Source organism: Streptomyces sp. NPDC055013, from assembly GCF_053608645.1.
In genome coordinates this window covers 81,366-97,388 of record NZ_JBSGVW010000036.1, presented here as the reverse complement: position 1 = coordinate 97,388, position 16,023 = coordinate 81,366, and the positions used below count along the sequence as shown (strand labels likewise).

Genomic DNA, 16,023 nt, shown 5'->3' with positions numbered 1-16,023 from the left:
CGCAGTGGCCGGCGTCAAGAAACGAAAACCACCCTGCCCAACCCCAACCGCCGGTCCGAGGACGGACACCCCCCGGCACGGCCCCGACCCACAACCCACCGCCAGGCGCTACGCGAACCCCCACCGAACCGCCACAGGCCGCCGCAGGCATCGACGCGTACCCCCTCGAACCTGGAACCGAACAGATTCCCCCGGCGTATTCATGGGCAGGGGGCACGTGCACAGCGGTTCCCGTGTGCCCGGAATTTCGGGATCCGCACTGCGATCCGATCAAGATCCAGCGAAGGCCGGTGCGGATGTCAGTCCCGGCAGCGATACTTGCGGCACGGATGGCCACGGGGGAGGTCAACAGTGACACAGACGCCGAAGAGCAGCACGGCACCACCACCGGGAAACGACCCGGCACAAGGCGCACCCACCATGCCGTCCGTGCCACCCCAGCCCGCACCCCCGGCACCCCCCACCACCACCGGCCGCCCCGTCCCCCCGGCAACACCACCCCGCCGCACCGCCTTCGCCGAGGGCCTGGACCAACTCCGCGCGGCCGCCACCACCGAACCCGGCCGCCTCCGCATCATCGGCGCCTTCCTCGCCGCCCTCGTCATCGCCTTCGGCGCGGTAGCCGCCTGGCAGATGACCGACCGCGCAACGGCCGCCGACGACGTCCTCAACCGCAGCCAGCCCCTCAGCTCGGACGCGGCCGACATCTACCGCTCCCTGGCGGACGCCAACACCGCAGCGGCCAGCGGCTATCTCGCAGGCCTGCAGGAAAAGCCCACCATGCGCGAGGGCTACGAAAAGGACATCCGCACGGCCGCGGCGAAACTCGTCACGGCCGCAGCCAACTCCGAACCGGGCTCCCCGTCCGCGAAGACCATCGCGGAACTCAGCAGACTCCTCCCGGAGTACAAGGGCCTCGTGGAAACAGCCAGGGCGAACAACCGCCAGGGCTACCCCGTCGGCGGCGCATACCTGCGCGCCGCGAACGAGATGATGCAGCAGAACATGCTGCCCAGGGCCGAAAAGCTGTACAAGACGGAGAACCAGCGCCTGGGCGAGGACTACGCGGACGCGAAATCCTTCCCGTGGGCCGCCGCGGGCCTCGGCATCGTCGCCCTCGCCGCCCTCGTCTGGGCCCAGCGCCGCAACTACCGGCGCACGAACAGGGTCCTCAACCACGGCCTCGTCACGGCCACGGCCGCCACCACGGTGGTCCTGCTGTGGCTCGCCGTCAGCCACACGATCGCCCGGGCCGGCCTGAACGACTCCTACGACCACGGCGTCCGCTCCCTGACCGTGCTGCACGAGGCCCGCATCGCCTCCCTCACGGCCCGCAGCGACGAGAACATGACCCTGGTCCGCCGCGGCGCGGACACGAGGACACTCGACGACGACACGGTCGTGGACGCGTACGAGTGGGGCTACGACCAGCAGATCGATCAACTGGGCAAGGCTCTCAACCGTGCCGAGGATCTCGCGGACGACTCGACCGGCAAGAAGCCCGTCCAGGACGCGAACGGCTTCATGAAGGTCTGGAAGGACCGCCACGACATCGCCCGCGACGACAACAACAGCGGCAACTACCAGGCCGCCCGCGACCGCGTCATCGGCGCCGCGAAGGAGCCGACGAGCGTGTGCTTCGACAACGTCGACAAGGCCCTGGCGGCAGCGCTCGCGCACGAACAGACCGAGTTCAAGCAGGCCGCGAGCGACGGCCGTGACTCGCTGACCGGCCTCCCGACCGGCGCCGCGGTCCTCGCGGTCCTGGGCGCGGCCGGCGCGGTCCTCGGCATCGGCCGCAGGCTGTCGGAGTACAGGTGAGAGGGGGCACGACGATGAACGCAAGCGATGACTCGGGTCACCTCCGGGGCACAGGCATCCGCACAAGCACCCCCACGAGGGCCCGCACAGGCACCCGCACAGGCAACCTCGGGCGGAGCCTGCGCACCGGCCTGCGCGGCTGGGGCGGCGTGGGCGCGATGGCGCTGGTCGTCGCCCTGACGGTGACCTTCGCCCTGCTGCTGCCCCTGTCCCAGCACCGCGACGACGACGCGGCCACCGGGAGCCAGGGCCTCGCCCGGGTCAGCCAGGCGAAGGCGGAGGACTGCGAGAACCCGCAGGACCAGAGCCTCTCCCCCTCCGGCGGGAACGGCGGTACGCCGACCGTAGACGCCATCAAGGCCCGCAAGGACCGCCGCCTGATCGTCGGCGTCGACACCAACAGCTACCGCTGGGGCTACCTCGACCCGAACAACCCCGCCGGCGAGCTGGAGGGCTTCGACATCGACCTGGTCCACCGGATCGCCGAGGACATCCTCGGCGACCGCGATGCGGTGCAGTTCAAGGCGATCCCGACCAGCCGCCGTGTCGAGGCGATCCAGAAGGGCGAGGTCGACATGGTGGTCCGCACCATGACGATCAACTGCGACCGCATCGGGCAAGTCGCCTTCTCCGCCCCGTACTTCGTCACCGGCCAGCAGGTCCTGGCCCCCAAGACCTCGAAGATCACCGGCTTCGACGAGACCCTGGCCGACAGGAAGGTGTGTTCGGCGCAGGGTTCCACGGCGTACGACAACCTGGAGGCGGGCCGGACGTCCGGCGACCTCCCCGACTCCACCGACATCACGACCACCGTCCCCAACCAGCTCGACTGCCTGGTGAAGTTGCAGCTCGGCAAGGTCGACGCGGTCGTCACCGACGGCGCGCTCGCGGCCAGCCAGGCCGCGCAGGACCCGACGGTGGAACTCAAGGGCGGCCTGTTCACGGACGAGTACTACGGCGTGGCGATGAAACTGGGCTCCGACGATCTGGTACGCCAGGTCAACCGGACCCTGGAGAACTACGTCGAGGACGGCGGCTGGGAGGCGTCGTACGAGAAGTGGCTGCGTCCGACCATGGATCAGGGCGACAAGAAGTCGGCGTCGGCGACCCCTCCCGACGCCAAGTACAAGTGACCGACCATCAACTGACGCACGATTGACCGGAACAGACGAAGAGACACCGCAGCAGGAACAGACCGAACCGACGGAACACGACAGCAGCGAGAGGTGATCGATGGGCGTCACGGACCCCGCCGGGCCGGTGATGGACCGGGACGAGGTGGACCGTGCGCTGGCGCGGCTCGGCGCGGAGCACGAGGCGATCGAGACCTCGCTCCTCGCGCTGCAGGACCACGCGGGCCGCAGACTTCTCGAGGGCGCCGAACTCACCGGTGTGACCAAGGAGCGGTGGACGACCGCGGAGGCGTCGATAACGCTGCTGTGGGCGTATTTCGACGCGTACACGGACGCGTTGCGCTCCGCCCGAGAGATCCGTTCCCGGCGCCGCTGGTCCAGCCGTGACGACCTGGTGGAGCTGACGGAACTGCTGCGCGGCGAGTCGGTGACCCTGGCGGGCTCGGCGACCGCCACGGCCAACGCACCCACCCTGCACGGCGGTTCGGGAAGGCTCACTGAACAGTTCACGCTCGTCACGCTCGTGGACCGGATGAACGAGCTGTACGCGACATCGCTGGACATGGTCGTGACCGCCGACGCGGTGTGGTCGGCGCTGCCCGCCCGTATCGATTTACTGGCCGCGGAGCTCCAGCGCACCCGTCGGCTCGCGCACTCCGTCGGCGTACGCCCCGGCGAGCACCCGGCGGGCGACGACCTGGAGCGCATCACGCGCACGCTCACCAAGCTGCGCTCGGAGGTGGTGTCCGACCCGCTCGCGTACTGGATTCCCACGCAGGGGAGTTCGGCGCCGGGCGGCGGCAAGCCGGACACCACGGTCTACGACCGCGAGGCGCGCGCCCTGGAGGACGTACGCCGTGAGATCGACGCGGTGTTGACGGTCCGTCAGGATGCCGAGCAGCGGCTGGTCCGGCTGCGTGACGTGCTGTCACGCGCGGACCGTACGCTCGCCGAGGCCCGCACCGCGCGCGGCGAGGTGCTGGCGAAGATCGCCGCCACGGAGGTACCGGTCGTCAGCGGCCCGCCGACCGTGCTGCAGGAGCAGCTGGCGACGGCCGCCGAGTACCGCAGACACGCCCAGTGGCACCGCCTGTCACCGCTCCTGGAGTCCCTCGAGCAGAAGGCGGACGACGAACTGCTGCGCGCCCGCGAGTCGTTGACCGCGGTCACCGCGCCCCTGGCGGTCCGCGCCGAGCTGCGCGGCCGCCTCGACGCGTACAAGGCGAAGGTGGCCCGGCACGGCCTGGCGGAGGATCCGTTCCTCATCGAGCGGTACGACGCGGCGCGCCGCATGCTGTGGAGCGCGCCCTGCGACCTGCGCGTCGCCGGGCAGGCCGTCCTGCGCTACCAGCAGGCGGCCGCCGAACTGCTCGGCAGCGGGCGGGTGCCGGGGCCGCGCGCACCCGAGGACCGGAGGGGGCCGGGATCATGAGGGTCAGGGGGGTGTCGTCGTCATGAGTCAGCCACAGCAGAGCTGTCAGCGACCGGACTGCGGCGGGACGTACGAGGACGTGGGCGGCGGCGAGCTGTACTGCGACACCTGCGGTCTCGCCCCGGTCGTCTCGGCGACCGGCATGGTCGGCTCGCCCCCCACCGGGGTGACGGCCGGCGGCAAGGCGTCGCGCGGGTCGGCGGGCAGCGGCAGCTCCGGCAGCCGCTCCAGCTCCCGTTCGTCGTCCCGTACGTCGTCCCAGTCGTCGAAGTCCCGGCGTTCGGTGTCGGGACGGCTGTCGCGTTCGCTGTCGGGCCGTTCCACGGGCCGCTCGGTGTCGGTGCGCAGCTCCGGCTCCACGGCCGGCTCCAGCGGCCGCGGGCGGCTCGGCGTCGGCCTGGTCCAGGTCCCGGACGTGCCGCGCCCCGACCCGCGCGCGATGGTGCTGGAGAACCCTGAGGTGCCCGAGCGCAAGCGGTTCTGCTCCCGCTCGGACTGCGGCGCGCCCGTCGGCCGGGCCCGCGGCGACCGGCCGGGCCGTACGGAGGGCTTCTGCACGAAGTGCGGCCACCCGTACTCCTTCGTCCCGAAGCTGAAGTCCGGCGACATCGTGCACGGCCAGTACGAGGTCGCGGGCTGTCTGGCGCACGGCGGTCTCGGCTGGGTCTACCTCGCCGTGGACCGCGCGGTCTCCGACCGCTGGGTGGTGCTCAAGGGCCTGCTCGACACCGGCGACCAGGACGCGATGGCGGCGGCGATCTCCGAGCGGCGCTTCCTCGCGGAGATCGAGCACGCCAACATCGTGCGGATCTACAACTTCGTCGAGCACCTCGACCAGCGCACGGGCTCGCTCGACGGCTACATCGTGATGGAGTACGTCGGCGGCAAGTCACTGAAGGAGATCGCCAATTCACGCCGTACGGGGACGGGCAAGCGGGACCCGCTGCCGGTGGAGCAGGCGTGCGCGTACGGCATCGGGGCGCTGGAGGCCCTCGGCCACCTGCACAGCCGCAACCTCCTGTACTGCGACTTCAAGGTCGACAACGCCATCCAGACCGAGGACCAGCTCAAGCTGATCGACATGGGCGCGGTACGCAGGATGGACGACGACGAGTCGGCCATCTACGGCACGGTGGGCTACCAGGCGCCCGAGGTCGCGGACGTCGGCCCGTCGGTGGCCTCGGACCTGTACACGGTCGCCCGTACGCTCGCCGTCCTGACCTTCGACTTCCAGGGCTACACGAACGTCTACGCCGACTCGCTGCCCGACCCCGACAACATCGAGGTCTTCCACCGGTACGAGTCCTTCTACCGCCTCCTGGTCCGCGCCACCGACCCCGACCCGGCCCGCCGGTTCGCCTCCGCCCAGGAGATGACGGAGCAGCTCACGGGCGTCCTGCGCGAGGTCGTCTCCCTGCAGACGGGCCGCGCGAGGCCGTCCCTGTCGACGCTGTTCGGCCCCGAAGTACGGGTCACGGACACCGAGTTGTTCCCCAAGCTGGACGGGGAGGTCTCGCGGCTGGGGGCGCGGGTGGCACCGGCAGGGAAGGGTGCCGCCGCCTTCGCCAACGTCCCTGCGAACGCCCTGGCCGCCGGTGCCGCGGCGGGCGCCGGCATCGTCAAGGTCGTCGACGCCCCCGTCGCCGCCCTCGCGATGCCGGTCCCCCACGTCGACCCCGCCGACCCCAACGCCGGTTTCCTCGCCGGTCTGATGACCACCGCGCCGGCCGAGCTGCTCGGCGCCCTCGCCGCCGCGCCGGCGCCGTCGACCGAGACACGGCTGCGGCAGGTGCGGGCCTGGCTGGAGAACGGCGACAGCCGCACCGCGCACGAACAGCTGCTGGAACTGGAGGACGAGCGGCCCGACGACTGGCGGGTGGTCTGGTACCGCGGCGTGGCGGCCCTCGGCACCGGCGACCACGAGGGAGCCGCGCTCGCCTTCGACGCGATCTACGACGCCTTCCCCGGCGAACCCGCACCCAAGCTGGCCCTGGGCCTGTGCGCGGAGGTGCTGGGCCAGCTGGACAACGCCGCCGAGTACTACCGGCTGGTGTGGTCCACCGACCCCAGCTTTGTGAGCGCGGCCTTCGGTCTCGCCCGCGTCCAGCTCGCGACCGGCGACCGCCGCGGCGCCGTGGGGACCCTGGAGTCGGTTCCGGAGAGCTCCATTCACTACACGGCCGCACGCGTGGCGGCCGTCCGAGCCCGGCTGCGTCAACGCACGGCGGCCGCCGCCGACGTACCGTTCCTGGACGACCTGACCGCCGCCGCGGGCCAGGTCGAGGCGCTGGACGCGTATGGTCTGGACCCGGCGCGCCGGGAGCAGTTGTCGGCGGAAGTGCTCGGTTGCGCGCTGGACTGGATACTCTCCGGTGGCCAGGGTTCCGCCCCGTCTGCCGCCGCCGGAGGACGGACGCTGCTCGGCAGCGGTCTGGACGAGCGGGGACTGCGTTTCGGCCTGGAACGTTCGTACCGCACGCTGGCCCGGCTCGCGCGGGGCGGCGAGGAGAGGATCGACCTGGTGGAACGTGCCAACCGTTACCGCCCCCGGACGTGGGTGTAGTTGATGTCGCAGATGCCCCAGCTGTCCGCCTGCCCGAGCTGCGAATGGCCGCTCGAGTCGGGTGACCGTTTCTGCGGTGCGTGCGGATATGACCTGTCCGCCGTGCCCGTACGGCCGGACGACCATCCGACCATCGCCATGAACGGCTCGGTGCCGCCGCCTGCCGCGCCCGGCGCGGACTGGCCCGTCGCCGCCCCGGACGGCTCCGCCTCCGAGGCCGCCCATCTGCCGACGGACCTCCCCGGCACCGACTCCGGCGGCCGCGACCTGCCCCCGGGCACGCCCCCGCCTCCGCAGGCGCCGCCGCCCGCCCCGCAGATCCCGCCGGCGGCGACCGCTCCGGACGCCGCGCACGGCACACCGGGCGTCCCGGCGCCGGGCAACCACGGCGTCCCGGGCACGCTTCCTGCCCCCGGCCACCACGCACCACCCGGCCACCCCAGCGTCCCGGCCCCGGGCGGCCCCACCGCGCCCAGCGGCCCGCAGACGCCCCCCGCCCCCGACGGCCCTCCGCCCCCGACGGGCTCCCCCGACTCCCCGGCCTCCGGCGTCCGTTTCGACCGCCCCCCGCAGCCCGACGAGTACGCCCGTGCGGAGCCCGACGGGTACGCCGGTCCCGAGCCGGACGAGTACGCGCTGCAGGCACCCGACCCACGGGTGTCCCCCGCCGCGCCGACCCCGCCCGAGGGCACCAAGGTGTGCGTGGCGTGCCGCGCGGGCCGTGTCGACCACGACGGGTACTGCGAGAACTGCGGGCACGCCCAGCCTCGCGAACGCGACCACATGGAGCAGGACGCCGGCCCCGTCGCCGCCGTCAGCGACCGCGGCCTGCGCCACCACCGCAACGAGGACGCGTTCGCCGTCGGCTGCACCGCGCTGCCCGACGGCCGGCCCGCGGTCCTGGCGATCGTCTGCGACGGCGTGTCCTCGGCGACCCGCCCCGACGACGCATCGATGGCCGCCTCCCGGGCCGCGAGCGAGTCACTGCTGGCCGCCCTGCCGCGCGGCGCACACCCGCAGCAGGCCATGCACGACGCGATCATCGCCGCCTCCAACGCGGTCAACGCGCTCGCCAACGAGCCGGCCACGGCCCGCGAGCAGGCCCCGCACCAGAACGCGCCGGCCTGCACCTACGTCGGCGCCATCGTCACCGCGGGCCTGCTGGTCGTCGGCTGGGTCGGCGACAGCCGGGCCTACTGGGTCCCGGTGGACCGCAGCACACCCCCGGCCCGGCTCACCGAGGACGACTCCTGGGCGGCGCAGATGGTCGCCGCGGGTCTGATGAACGAGGCCGAGGCGTACGCCGACGAGCGCGCCCACGCCATCACGGGCTGGCTCGGCGCGGACGCCTACGAACTGGAGCCGCACACCGCTTCCTTCAAGCCGGACCGGCCGGGTGTGGTGGTGGTGTGCACGGACGGGCTGTGGAACTACGCGGAGGCGGCCGACGACATGGCCGACGTCGTGCCCCTCGACGCCGCCGCGCGCCCCCTGCACAGCGCCCAGGTCCTCGTCGGACACGCGCTCGACGGCGGGGGCCACGACAACGTAACAGTGGCCGTCCTGCCGTTCCCGGCGCCGCCGATGGGGGCAGGATCGGCCTGAGGCCAACTGCGGGGACGGCCTCATCGGACCGGAGGGGACCGGTCCGTCGACAGCCATAGCCCCACCACGGGGTTCTTTAGGGGGATTTGAGAACGTATGGCCAACTTCTCGAAATCAAATGTGCCGCAGTTCTCCGTGGACGTGTACCAGAACGAGTACCTCCCGGAGAACGGCCGCGAGGTCAACGCGATCGTCACGGTGACCGCGACCGGCGGCGGCACGGTCGGCAGCGCGGTCGCCGCGCCGCACCTCTACTCGCCGGGTCAGGGCCCGTCCGCGGGCGTGGCGATCATGGTCGACTGCTCGGGCTCGATGGACTACCCGCCGACCAAGATGCGCAACGCCCGCGACGCCACGGCCGCCGCGATCGACACCCTGCGCGACGGCGTGCACTTCGCGGTGATCGACGGCACGCACGTGGCCAAGGAGGTGTACCCGGGCGGCGGCCGTCTGGCGGTCGCCGACGCCGCCACCCGCGATCAGGCCAAGCAGGCGCTGCGCAGGCTCAGCGCGGGCGGCGGTACGGCCATCGGCACCTGGCTGCGGCTCGCCGACCGCCTGCTGTCCTCGGCCGACGTCGCGATCCGGCACGGCATCCTGCTCACCGACGGCCGCAACGAGCACGAGTCGGCTCAGGACCTCACATCCGCCCTCGACGCCTGTGCCGGACGCTTCACCTGTGACGCCCGGGGCGTGGGCACCGACTGGGAAGTGAAAGAAGTCACAGCCATCGCCTCCGCACTGCTCGGCAGCTCCGACATCGTCTCCGATCCGGCCGGTCTCGCCGCCGACTTCACACAGATGATGGAGACCGCGATGGGCAAGGAGGTCGCGGACGTCGCCCTGCGGGTGTGGACCCCGGTGGGCACGACCATCAAGTTCGTCAAGCAAGTCGCGCCGACGGTCGAGGACTTGACCGACCGCCGCACCGAGGCCGGCCCGCGCGCCGGTGACTACCCCACGGGCTCTTGGGGCGACGAGTCCCGTGACTACCACGTATGCGTCGAGGTGCCCGCCGCCGGCCTGGGCCGGGAGATGCTCGCCGCCCGGGTCTCCCTGGTCATCCCGCAGTCCGACGGCACCGCGCAGAACCTGGGCGCGCAGGGCCTCGTACGGGCCGTATGGACCGACGACATGGTCGCCTCGACGTCGATCAACCCTCAGGTCGCCCACTACACCGGCCAGGCCGAACTGGCGCAAGTCATCCAACAAGGCCTCGATCTTCGCAAGTCGGGCGATATCGATGGAGCAACGGCCAAACTGGGCCGCGCCGTTCAGCTCGCCGGCGCCTCCGGAAATGCCGATACGGCGAAACTCCTTGCGAAGGTGGTGGACGTGGTCGACGCCGCGGCGGGTACTGTGCGACTGAAGGCGAAGGTCGCGGAGGCCGACGAGATGACTCTCGAGACACGGTCCACAAAGACTGTTCGTGTAAAGAAGTGACCTAGCAGGACCCAGCAGGACCCTGAAAAGGATCGAGCCTGACCCCTTGGGGTCGGAGAAATCCGGTCGTGAGCGGCCGGAAAAGGAGAGGGGGAAGCGCCGACATGCCGACCTGCCCGAACGGACACCAGTCGGGTTCCGACGACTGGTGCGAGGTCTGCGGTCACCGCATGGCCGGTGCCGTACCTCCGCCCCCTCCGCCGCCGCCCCCGCCCGGTGGCGGCTACGGCTTCCCGCCGCCCGGCGGCCCCGGTCCCGGTGGCCCCGGCGGCGCTGCTCCCGGTGGTCCGTTCGGTGGTCCGAACGCCGGTCAGCCCGGCGGCCCCCCGCGTCCTTCCGCCGTACCGGAGCCGGAGCTCTGCCCGCAGTGCCGTACGCCCCGTGAGGGCGGTGCGCCGTTCTGCGAGGAGTGCCGGTGGAACTTCCTGACCAACACGGCGACCTCGTACACCCCCGCGGCCCCGCGCCCCCCGGCGCCCGGCGGCCCGGGTCTGCCCTCGCACTTCCAGCAGCAGTCGGGGCCCCCGCCGTCGTTCGGCGGCGGTGACTCGTACGACTACCAGGGCTCGCGCCCGTCCCAGATGAACCGCCCCGCGGAGCCGATCCCGCCGTTCGGCGCGGAGCCTCCGGGACCGGGCGGACCTGGCGCTCCGGGTGGCCAGGGTGGTCCTGGTCCCGGCGGCCAGGGCGGCCCGGGTGGTCCCGGTGCCGGTGGCCCCGGCCCTGGTCAGGGCTTCGGCGGCCCCGGCGGCGCCCCGGGCGGCTTCGGTCCGGGCCCCGGCGGCCCGGGTGCCACCAACCCCGGTGCCCCTGGCGGTCACGGTGGCCCTGGAGGCGGCCCCTCCGTCTTCGGCGACCCCTTCGGCGACCCCTCGCGGCAGGTTCCGCCGCCGCCCGGGCCCACGCCGCCCGGCGGTCCGGGCGCGACCAGCGGTGGTCCGCAGGCCTTCCAGCAGGCAAGCCCGTCCGCTCCGCCGGCCCCGCACGGGTTCCCGCAGGAGGCGAACCGCCCGCCGCAGGGCGGCCCGTCCTTCGGCGGCGGTGACGACGACTGGGTGATCTCACCGCCCTCGTCCGGACCCGGCGCACCGGGCGCTCCCGGTGGCCCCGCCCAGGGCGGCTACGGCTATCCGCAGCCCGGCGCCATCCAGGCCCCGCCGCCCGGTCAGGGCTACCCGCAGCAGCCGACTACCTGGCTGGCGACGATCGGTCCGGACCGTGAGTACTTCATGGCGATGATGCATCGCTCCGGCCCCGAGGCCGCGGGCCTGAACCTGCCCGCGTACTCGCCCGAGCAGCAGCGCACACTCACCGGCAACCAGGTCACCATCGGCCGCCGCCGCCACTCAACCGGCGACACCCCCGACATCGACCTGTCGGTGCCGCCGGAGGACCCGGGCGTCTCGCACCAGCACGCGGTCCTGGTCCAGCAGCCGGACGGCACCTGGGCGGTCGTCGACCAGAACTCGACGAACGGCACCACGGTGAACAACTCCGAGGAGCCCATCCAGCCCTTCGTGCCGGTGCCGCTGCAGGACGGCGACCGGGTGCACGTGGGGGCGTGGACGACGATCACGATCCGGCGCGGCTAGGTCCGAGCACGACCGGCCGGCTCCGGACGCGGCTCGAATGTGAGACCGGGAGGGGGCGGTCGTACGGCGTGAAAGTGCCGTACGACCGCCCCCTCCCGGCGTTTCAGCCGGGCAGCGGCCAGGCGTACGGTCCCTCCGGTTCGTCCAGCCAGGCCCACTCGTGCTCGCCGCGCACGGTGATCCCGTACCGCTCCCGCTGCGGCTGCCCCTCGCGCTCCCACAGTGCGTACGCCTCCTGCGGATCGAGGCTGCCGCGGGTCAGGGCCAGCAGGAAACGGAACAGCTCGTGCTCCCGGGCCCGGCGCGGCAGCCCGGCCACGGGCGAGGACTCCGGCTCGGTCCGGATACCGCCGCGCAGCGGCACGAAGTAGGCGGGTGTGTGCAGGAAGCGCCCTTCGGCGTGCTCGGCGTCCTGGACGGTGAGGGCGAGCAGGCCGGTGGCGAGCGGTGTGAGGAGGCGGGCGCCGGGGCGGCACTGGGCGAGCCAGGCGCGCGGGATCGACGGCAGAGCGCACGTGGCGATGATGCGATCGAAGGGAGCGCGCTCGGGCACGCCGCGCGCCCCGTCGCCCGTGACGACGACGGGGTGGTACCCGGCCGCCGTCAGATGCCGCCGGGCCGACTCGGTGATCTCCGGTTCCAGGTCGATGCTGGTGACGAGGTCGTCGTCGCCGAGCCGGCGGGCGAGCAGGGCGGCGTTGTAGCCCGTGCCCGCGCCGATCTCCAGGACGCGGTCGCCGTCCGTCACCTCCAGCGCGACCAGCATCATCGCCATCAGGGACGGCTGGCTGCTGGAGGAGAGCAGCTCGCCGTCGCGCAGCCGGGTGGCGAGGGGGGTGTCGGCGTACGCGCCGCGTATCCACCGCTCACGCGCGGCCGGGTCGGGGCTCTGCCCCCAGCGGCGCTCGTAGCCGCCGGCGACGCCGACGTAGTAGTACGGCACGAACAGATGCCGTGGCACGGCGGCGAAGACGTCCCGCCACCGCGGGTCCGCGCTCCACGCCCCGTCGGCGTCGATCGCGCGCACCAGCGCGGCTCGCGCCGAGGCGGCGAGGTCGTCCAGGTCATGGTCGAGAGCGTGCGCGCTCATACGTCCACTGTCCTGCGCCGGACGCCGCGAGGCGAGCACTCCGCCGGACGATCCGGAACGCGTCACTCGGGCCGGCCAGCCCTTCACGACCGCTGGTCCTAGGCCTCAGGTCCTCCGTCCGCGCGTCTGAGACCATGGACGGGTGAATGAGATTCGGCGCGGCACGCTTCAGGAGCAGACCTTTTACGAGCAGGTCGGCGGGGAGGAGACCTTCCGCCGCCTCGTCCACCGTTTCTACCAGGGTGTGGCCGAGGACCCCCTGCTGAAGCCCATGTACCCCGAGGAGGACCTGGGCCCGGCCGAGGAGCGTCTCACGCTGTTCCTGATCCAGTACTGGGGCGGCCCGACGACGTACAGCGAGAACCGCGGCCACCCCCGCCTGCGGATGCGCCACGCCCCGTTCACCGTCGACCGCGCGGCCCACGACGCCTGGCTGAAGCACATGCGGGACGCCGTCGACGAGCTCGGCCTCTCCGAGGAGCACGAGCGGACGCTGTGGAACTACCTGACGTACGCGGCGGCGTCGATGGTGAACACCGCGGGCTGAGCCGGCGGTCAGCGGACGCTGACATCCAGGGTGCCGAGTCCCGCACGCCGTACGGCGATCGACCCGTACGGCGTACGCAGCCGTAGCCACCCACCGGACGAGAACAGGGCGAGCTCCCTGGTGGCGCGCAGGAATCCCAGCGACTGGGCCGCGTGCACGGCCCGCACCGGCAGATGGGTGTCCCCGACGGTCCGGGACCAGATCTCGCGCCCGACCCGGTCGAGTTCGGCCCGGGTGCGCTGCTCGGCCGCCAACTCCTGGGTACGCGACCGGAACTCCGCGACACCGGCACCGATCATCGCCCGCAGGGCATCGGGCTCGGGCAGCCCCGGCACCGGACGCCATCCGCCGCGCGGCGGGAGCACCCCGGCCCACGGCGGCCCGGTCACGGCCTCCGGCACGATCGCGGTGGCCGCCGACTCATCGACGGACTCCAGGAGTTCACCCGCGGAGACGGTCACGTCCAGGGTGACGTCGAGCCCGTTCTCGTACGGCTTCGCGAGCCGTACCGCGCGGATCGCCAGCACCTCGAAGGACGGTGGCCGTCCGAAGACGGCGAGCGCGGTGCCGGCTGCCTGCAGGCGCACCGCGGCTCCACGGTCGTAGTGGAGCAGCCGGGAGAGGAAGGCCGCGAGATCCGCTGCCTCCCCCTCGTCGGCGAGGTGGAGCACCGTCATGCGGCGACGGCCTCCTCCTCGGCATCCGCGTCGTCCGTGTACTCGCGGAGGAACTCCTTCTCCTCCGCGGTGAGCCGGCGCGGCCGTTCCGCCTCGAAGTCGAACGGCACGACCACCGTCGACGCCCGGACGTAGACCAGGTCGTCGTCCTTCACCTCGTACGTGATGGTGAAGGACGCGGCCCTGATCTCACTGACCCACAGCTCGATGTCCACCGGGTGGTGCCGGTGGACGAGCTGCCGCTTGTAGTCGATCTCGTGGCGCGCCACCACCGACCCCTGCTTGAAGTCCTTCTCCGGACGGAACAGGAAGTCGATGCGGGCTTCCTCCAGGTAACGGACGAAGACCGCGTTGTTGACGTGTCCGTACGCGTCCATGTCGGACCAGCGCAGGGGGCAGCGGTATATGTGGCGCAAGATCGATCAGCCCCGGGTCAGCTTCTTGTAGGTGGCGCGGTGCGGACGGGTGGCGTCCGCGCCGAGCCGCTCGACCTTGTTCTTCTCGTACGACTCGAAGTTGCCCTCGAACCAGAACCACTTGGACTCGCCCTCGTAGGCGAGGATGTGCGTGGCGACCCGGTCGAGGAACCAGCGGTCGTGGGAGACGACCACGGCCGCACCCGGGAACTCCAGCAGCGCGTTCTCGAGACTCGACAGCGTCTCGACGTCCAGGTCGTTCGTCGGCTCGTCGAGGAGCAGCAGGTTGCCGCCCTGCTTGAGGGTGAGCGCGAGGTTGAGGCGGTTGCGCTCACCACCGGAGAGGACGCCGGCCGCCTTCTGCTGGTCGGGACCCTTGAAGCCGAAGGCCGAGACGTACGCCCGCGAGGGCATCTCGACCTGGCCGACGTTGATGTAGTCGAGCTCGTCGGAGACCACGGCCCACAGGCTCTTCTTCGGGTCGATGTTCTCGCGGCTCTGGTCGACGTACGAGATCTTGACGGTGTCGCCGACCTTGATGCTGCCGGAGTCGGGCGTCTCCAGACCCTGGATCATCTTGAAGAGGGTGGTCTTGCCGGCGCCGTTGGGGCCGATGACACCGACGATCCCGTTACGCGGAAGCGTGAACGAAAGATCGTCGATGAGAACCTTCTCGCCGAAGGCCTTGCTGAGGTTGTTGACCTCCACGACGATGCTGCCCAGACGCGGGCCCGGCGGGATCTGGATCTCCTCGAAGTCCAGCTTCCGCATCTTGTCGGCCTCGGCGGCCATCTCCTCGTAGCGAGCGAGGCGCGCCTTGGACTTGGCCTGACGCCCCTTGGCGTTGGACCGCACCCACTCCAGCTCTTCCTTGAGCCGCTTGGCGCGCTTGGCGTCCTTCTGGCCCTCGACCTTGAGACGGGTCTGCTTGGTCTCCAGGTACTTGGAGTAGTTGCCCTCGTAGCCGTGGAGCCGGCCGCGGTCGACCTCGCAGATCCAGCCGGCCACGTTGTCGAGGAAGTACCGGTCGTGGGTCACGGCCACGATGGTGCCCTCGTACTTGGCGAGGTGCTGCTCCAGCCAGTTCACGGACTCGGCGTCGAGGTGGTTGGTGGGCTCGTCGAGCAGCAGCAGGTCAGGGGCTTCCAGCAGCAGCTTGCACAGCGCGACGCGGCGCTTCTCACCGCCGGAGAGGTTGACGACGGGCCAGTCGCCGGCCGGGCACCCGAGCGCGTCCATGGCCTGCTCGAGCTGGGCGTCGAGGTCCCACGCGTTGGCGTGGTCGAGGTCCTCCTGGAGCTTGCCCATCTCTTCGAGAAGCGCGTCGGAGTAGTCGGTGGCCATCAGCTCGGCGATCTCGTTGAACCGGTCGAGCTTGCCCTTGACCTCGGCGACACCCTCCTGGACGTTCTCCAGGACGGTCTTCTCCTCGTTGAGCTTGGGCTCCTGCATCAGGATCCCGACGGTGTACCCCGGCGACAGGAACGCCTCACCGTTCGAGGGCTGCTCCAGCCCCGCCATGATCTTCAGGATCGTCGACTTACCGGCGCCGTTCGGGCCGACGACGCCGATCTTCGCTCCGGGGAGGAAGTTCAGGGTGACGTCGTCGAGGATCACCTTGTCGCCGTGCGCTTTGCGCGCCTTGCGCATGGTGTAAATGAACTCAGCCAAGAGAAACCGTCCGGCAGCTTGAAATCAGGCAGT

13 protein-coding genes are annotated in these 16,023 nt (G+C 71.6%); 8 read left to right on the top strand and 5 right to left on the bottom strand.

The genetic code is table 11. The features are described 5' to 3' along the window. Positions 1-420: 420 nt before the first annotated feature. The 3 genes from ACWGDB_RS33625 (at position 421) to ACWGDB_RS33615 (ending at position 4,386) form a co-directional block, all read left to right on the top strand. A complete protein-coding gene (locus ACWGDB_RS33625) occupies positions 421-1,821 on the top strand; it encodes a hypothetical protein (protein ID WP_453825920.1) in 1,401 nt (466 codons plus the stop codon). A 14-nt stretch (positions 1,822-1,835) separates the two neighbouring features. Next, positions 1,836-2,954 (top strand): glutamate ABC transporter substrate-binding protein, encoded by a 1,119-nt coding sequence (locus ACWGDB_RS33620; RefSeq protein WP_453825919.1) that lies wholly within the window; start codon positions 1,836-1,838, stop codon positions 2,952-2,954. Between the two features lie 100 nt (positions 2,955-3,054). Next, positions 3,055-4,386 (top strand): hypothetical protein, encoded by a 1,332-nt coding sequence (locus tag ACWGDB_RS33615; RefSeq protein ID WP_453825918.1) that lies wholly within the window; start codon positions 3,055-3,057, stop codon positions 4,384-4,386. A gap of 45 nt (positions 4,387-4,431) precedes the next feature. On the opposite strand, the gene ACWGDB_RS33610 is transcribed toward ACWGDB_RS33615, so the two are convergent. After that, positions 4,432-4,746 carry a hypothetical protein gene (locus ACWGDB_RS33610; protein ID WP_453825917.1) on the bottom strand — a complete coding sequence of 105 codons (315 nt, stop codon included), beginning with the start codon at positions 4,744-4,746 and terminating at the stop codon, positions 4,432-4,434. On the opposite strand from ACWGDB_RS33610, the gene ACWGDB_RS33605 reads away from it, so the two are divergent. From ACWGDB_RS33605 to ACWGDB_RS33590, 4 genes are all read left to right on the top strand, one after another. Continuing rightward, positions 4,721-6,949 (top strand): tetratricopeptide repeat protein, encoded by a 2,229-nt coding sequence (locus tag ACWGDB_RS33605; RefSeq protein ID WP_453825916.1) that lies wholly within the window; start codon positions 4,721-4,723, stop codon positions 6,947-6,949. The two genes, ACWGDB_RS33610 and ACWGDB_RS33605, sit on opposite strands and share 26 nt — an antisense overlap. Before the next feature lie 3 nt (positions 6,950-6,952). Next, positions 6,953-8,554 carry a protein phosphatase 2C domain-containing protein gene (locus ACWGDB_RS33600; protein ID WP_453825915.1) on the top strand — a complete coding sequence of 534 codons (1,602 nt, stop codon included), beginning with the start codon at positions 6,953-6,955 and terminating at the stop codon, positions 8,552-8,554. Between the two features lie 96 nt (positions 8,555-8,650). Next, the gene (locus ACWGDB_RS33595; protein ID WP_453825914.1) at positions 8,651-9,997 is read left to right on the top strand and encodes a vWA domain-containing protein; all 1,347 of its coding nucleotides are present in this window, start codon (positions 8,651-8,653) and stop codon (positions 9,995-9,997) included. A 104-nt stretch (positions 9,998-10,101) separates the two neighbouring features. Then, positions 10,102-11,589, top strand: a complete 1,488-nt coding sequence (locus ACWGDB_RS33590; RefSeq protein WP_453825913.1) for an FHA domain-containing protein — start codon at positions 10,102-10,104, stop codon at positions 11,587-11,589. Positions 11,590-11,692: 103 nt separating this feature from the next. On the opposite strand, the gene ACWGDB_RS33585 is transcribed toward ACWGDB_RS33590, so the two are convergent. Next, on the bottom strand, positions 11,693-12,679 hold the full coding sequence (locus ACWGDB_RS33585; protein ID WP_453825912.1) for a methyltransferase domain-containing protein: 987 nt from the start codon (positions 12,677-12,679) through the stop codon (positions 11,693-11,695). A gap of 142 nt (positions 12,680-12,821) precedes the next feature. On the opposite strand from ACWGDB_RS33585, the gene ACWGDB_RS33580 reads away from it, so the two are divergent. Continuing rightward, positions 12,822-13,226, top strand: a complete 405-nt coding sequence (locus ACWGDB_RS33580) for a globin (protein ID WP_328427595.1) — start codon at positions 12,822-12,824, stop codon at positions 13,224-13,226. Between the two features lie 8 nt (positions 13,227-13,234). Here the strand turns inward: ACWGDB_RS33580 and ACWGDB_RS33575 are convergent, their stop codons facing one another. The 3 genes from ACWGDB_RS33575 to ettA are packed head-to-tail and all read right to left on the bottom strand — an operon-like array spanning position 13,235 to position 15,990. Beyond that, positions 13,235-13,903 (bottom strand): hypothetical protein, encoded by a 669-nt coding sequence (locus tag ACWGDB_RS33575; protein ID WP_453825911.1) that lies wholly within the window; start codon positions 13,901-13,903, stop codon positions 13,235-13,237. Then, entirely contained in the window at positions 13,900-14,319 is a 420-nt protein-coding gene (locus ACWGDB_RS33570) for an acyl-CoA thioesterase (protein ID WP_453825910.1), read from the bottom strand. Before ACWGDB_RS33570 ends, ACWGDB_RS33575 begins: the two co-directional genes overlap by 4 nt. 6 nt (positions 14,320-14,325) lie before the next feature. Further along, a complete protein-coding gene (ettA, locus tag ACWGDB_RS33565; RefSeq protein ID WP_328881580.1) occupies positions 14,326-15,990 on the bottom strand; it encodes an energy-dependent translational throttle protein EttA in 1,665 nt (554 codons plus the stop codon). Between the last annotated feature and the right edge of the window lie 33 nt (positions 15,991-16,023).

Coding starts and splice junctions, on each gene's coding strand:
- ACWGDB_RS33620 (WP_453825919.1), top strand. CDS start 1,836: ATGAACGCAAGCGATGACTCGGGTCACCTCCGGGGCACAGGCATCCGC.
- ACWGDB_RS33575 (WP_453825911.1), bottom strand. CDS start 13,903: ATGACGGTGCTCCACCTCGCCGACGAGGGGGAGGCAGCGGATCTCGCG.
- ACWGDB_RS33615 (WP_453825918.1), top strand. CDS start 3,055: ATGGGCGTCACGGACCCCGCCGGGCCGGTGATGGACCGGGACGAGGTG.
- ACWGDB_RS33600 (WP_453825915.1), top strand. CDS start 6,953: ATGTCGCAGATGCCCCAGCTGTCCGCCTGCCCGAGCTGCGAATGGCCG.
- ACWGDB_RS33595 (WP_453825914.1), top strand. CDS start 8,651: ATGGCCAACTTCTCGAAATCAAATGTGCCGCAGTTCTCCGTGGACGTG.
- ACWGDB_RS33590 (WP_453825913.1), top strand. CDS start 10,102: ATGCCGACCTGCCCGAACGGACACCAGTCGGGTTCCGACGACTGGTGC.
- ACWGDB_RS33585 (WP_453825912.1), bottom strand. CDS start 12,679: ATGAGCGCGCACGCTCTCGACCATGACCTGGACGACCTCGCCGCCTCG.
- ACWGDB_RS33625 (WP_453825920.1), top strand. CDS start 421: ATGCCGTCCGTGCCACCCCAGCCCGCACCCCCGGCACCCCCCACCACC.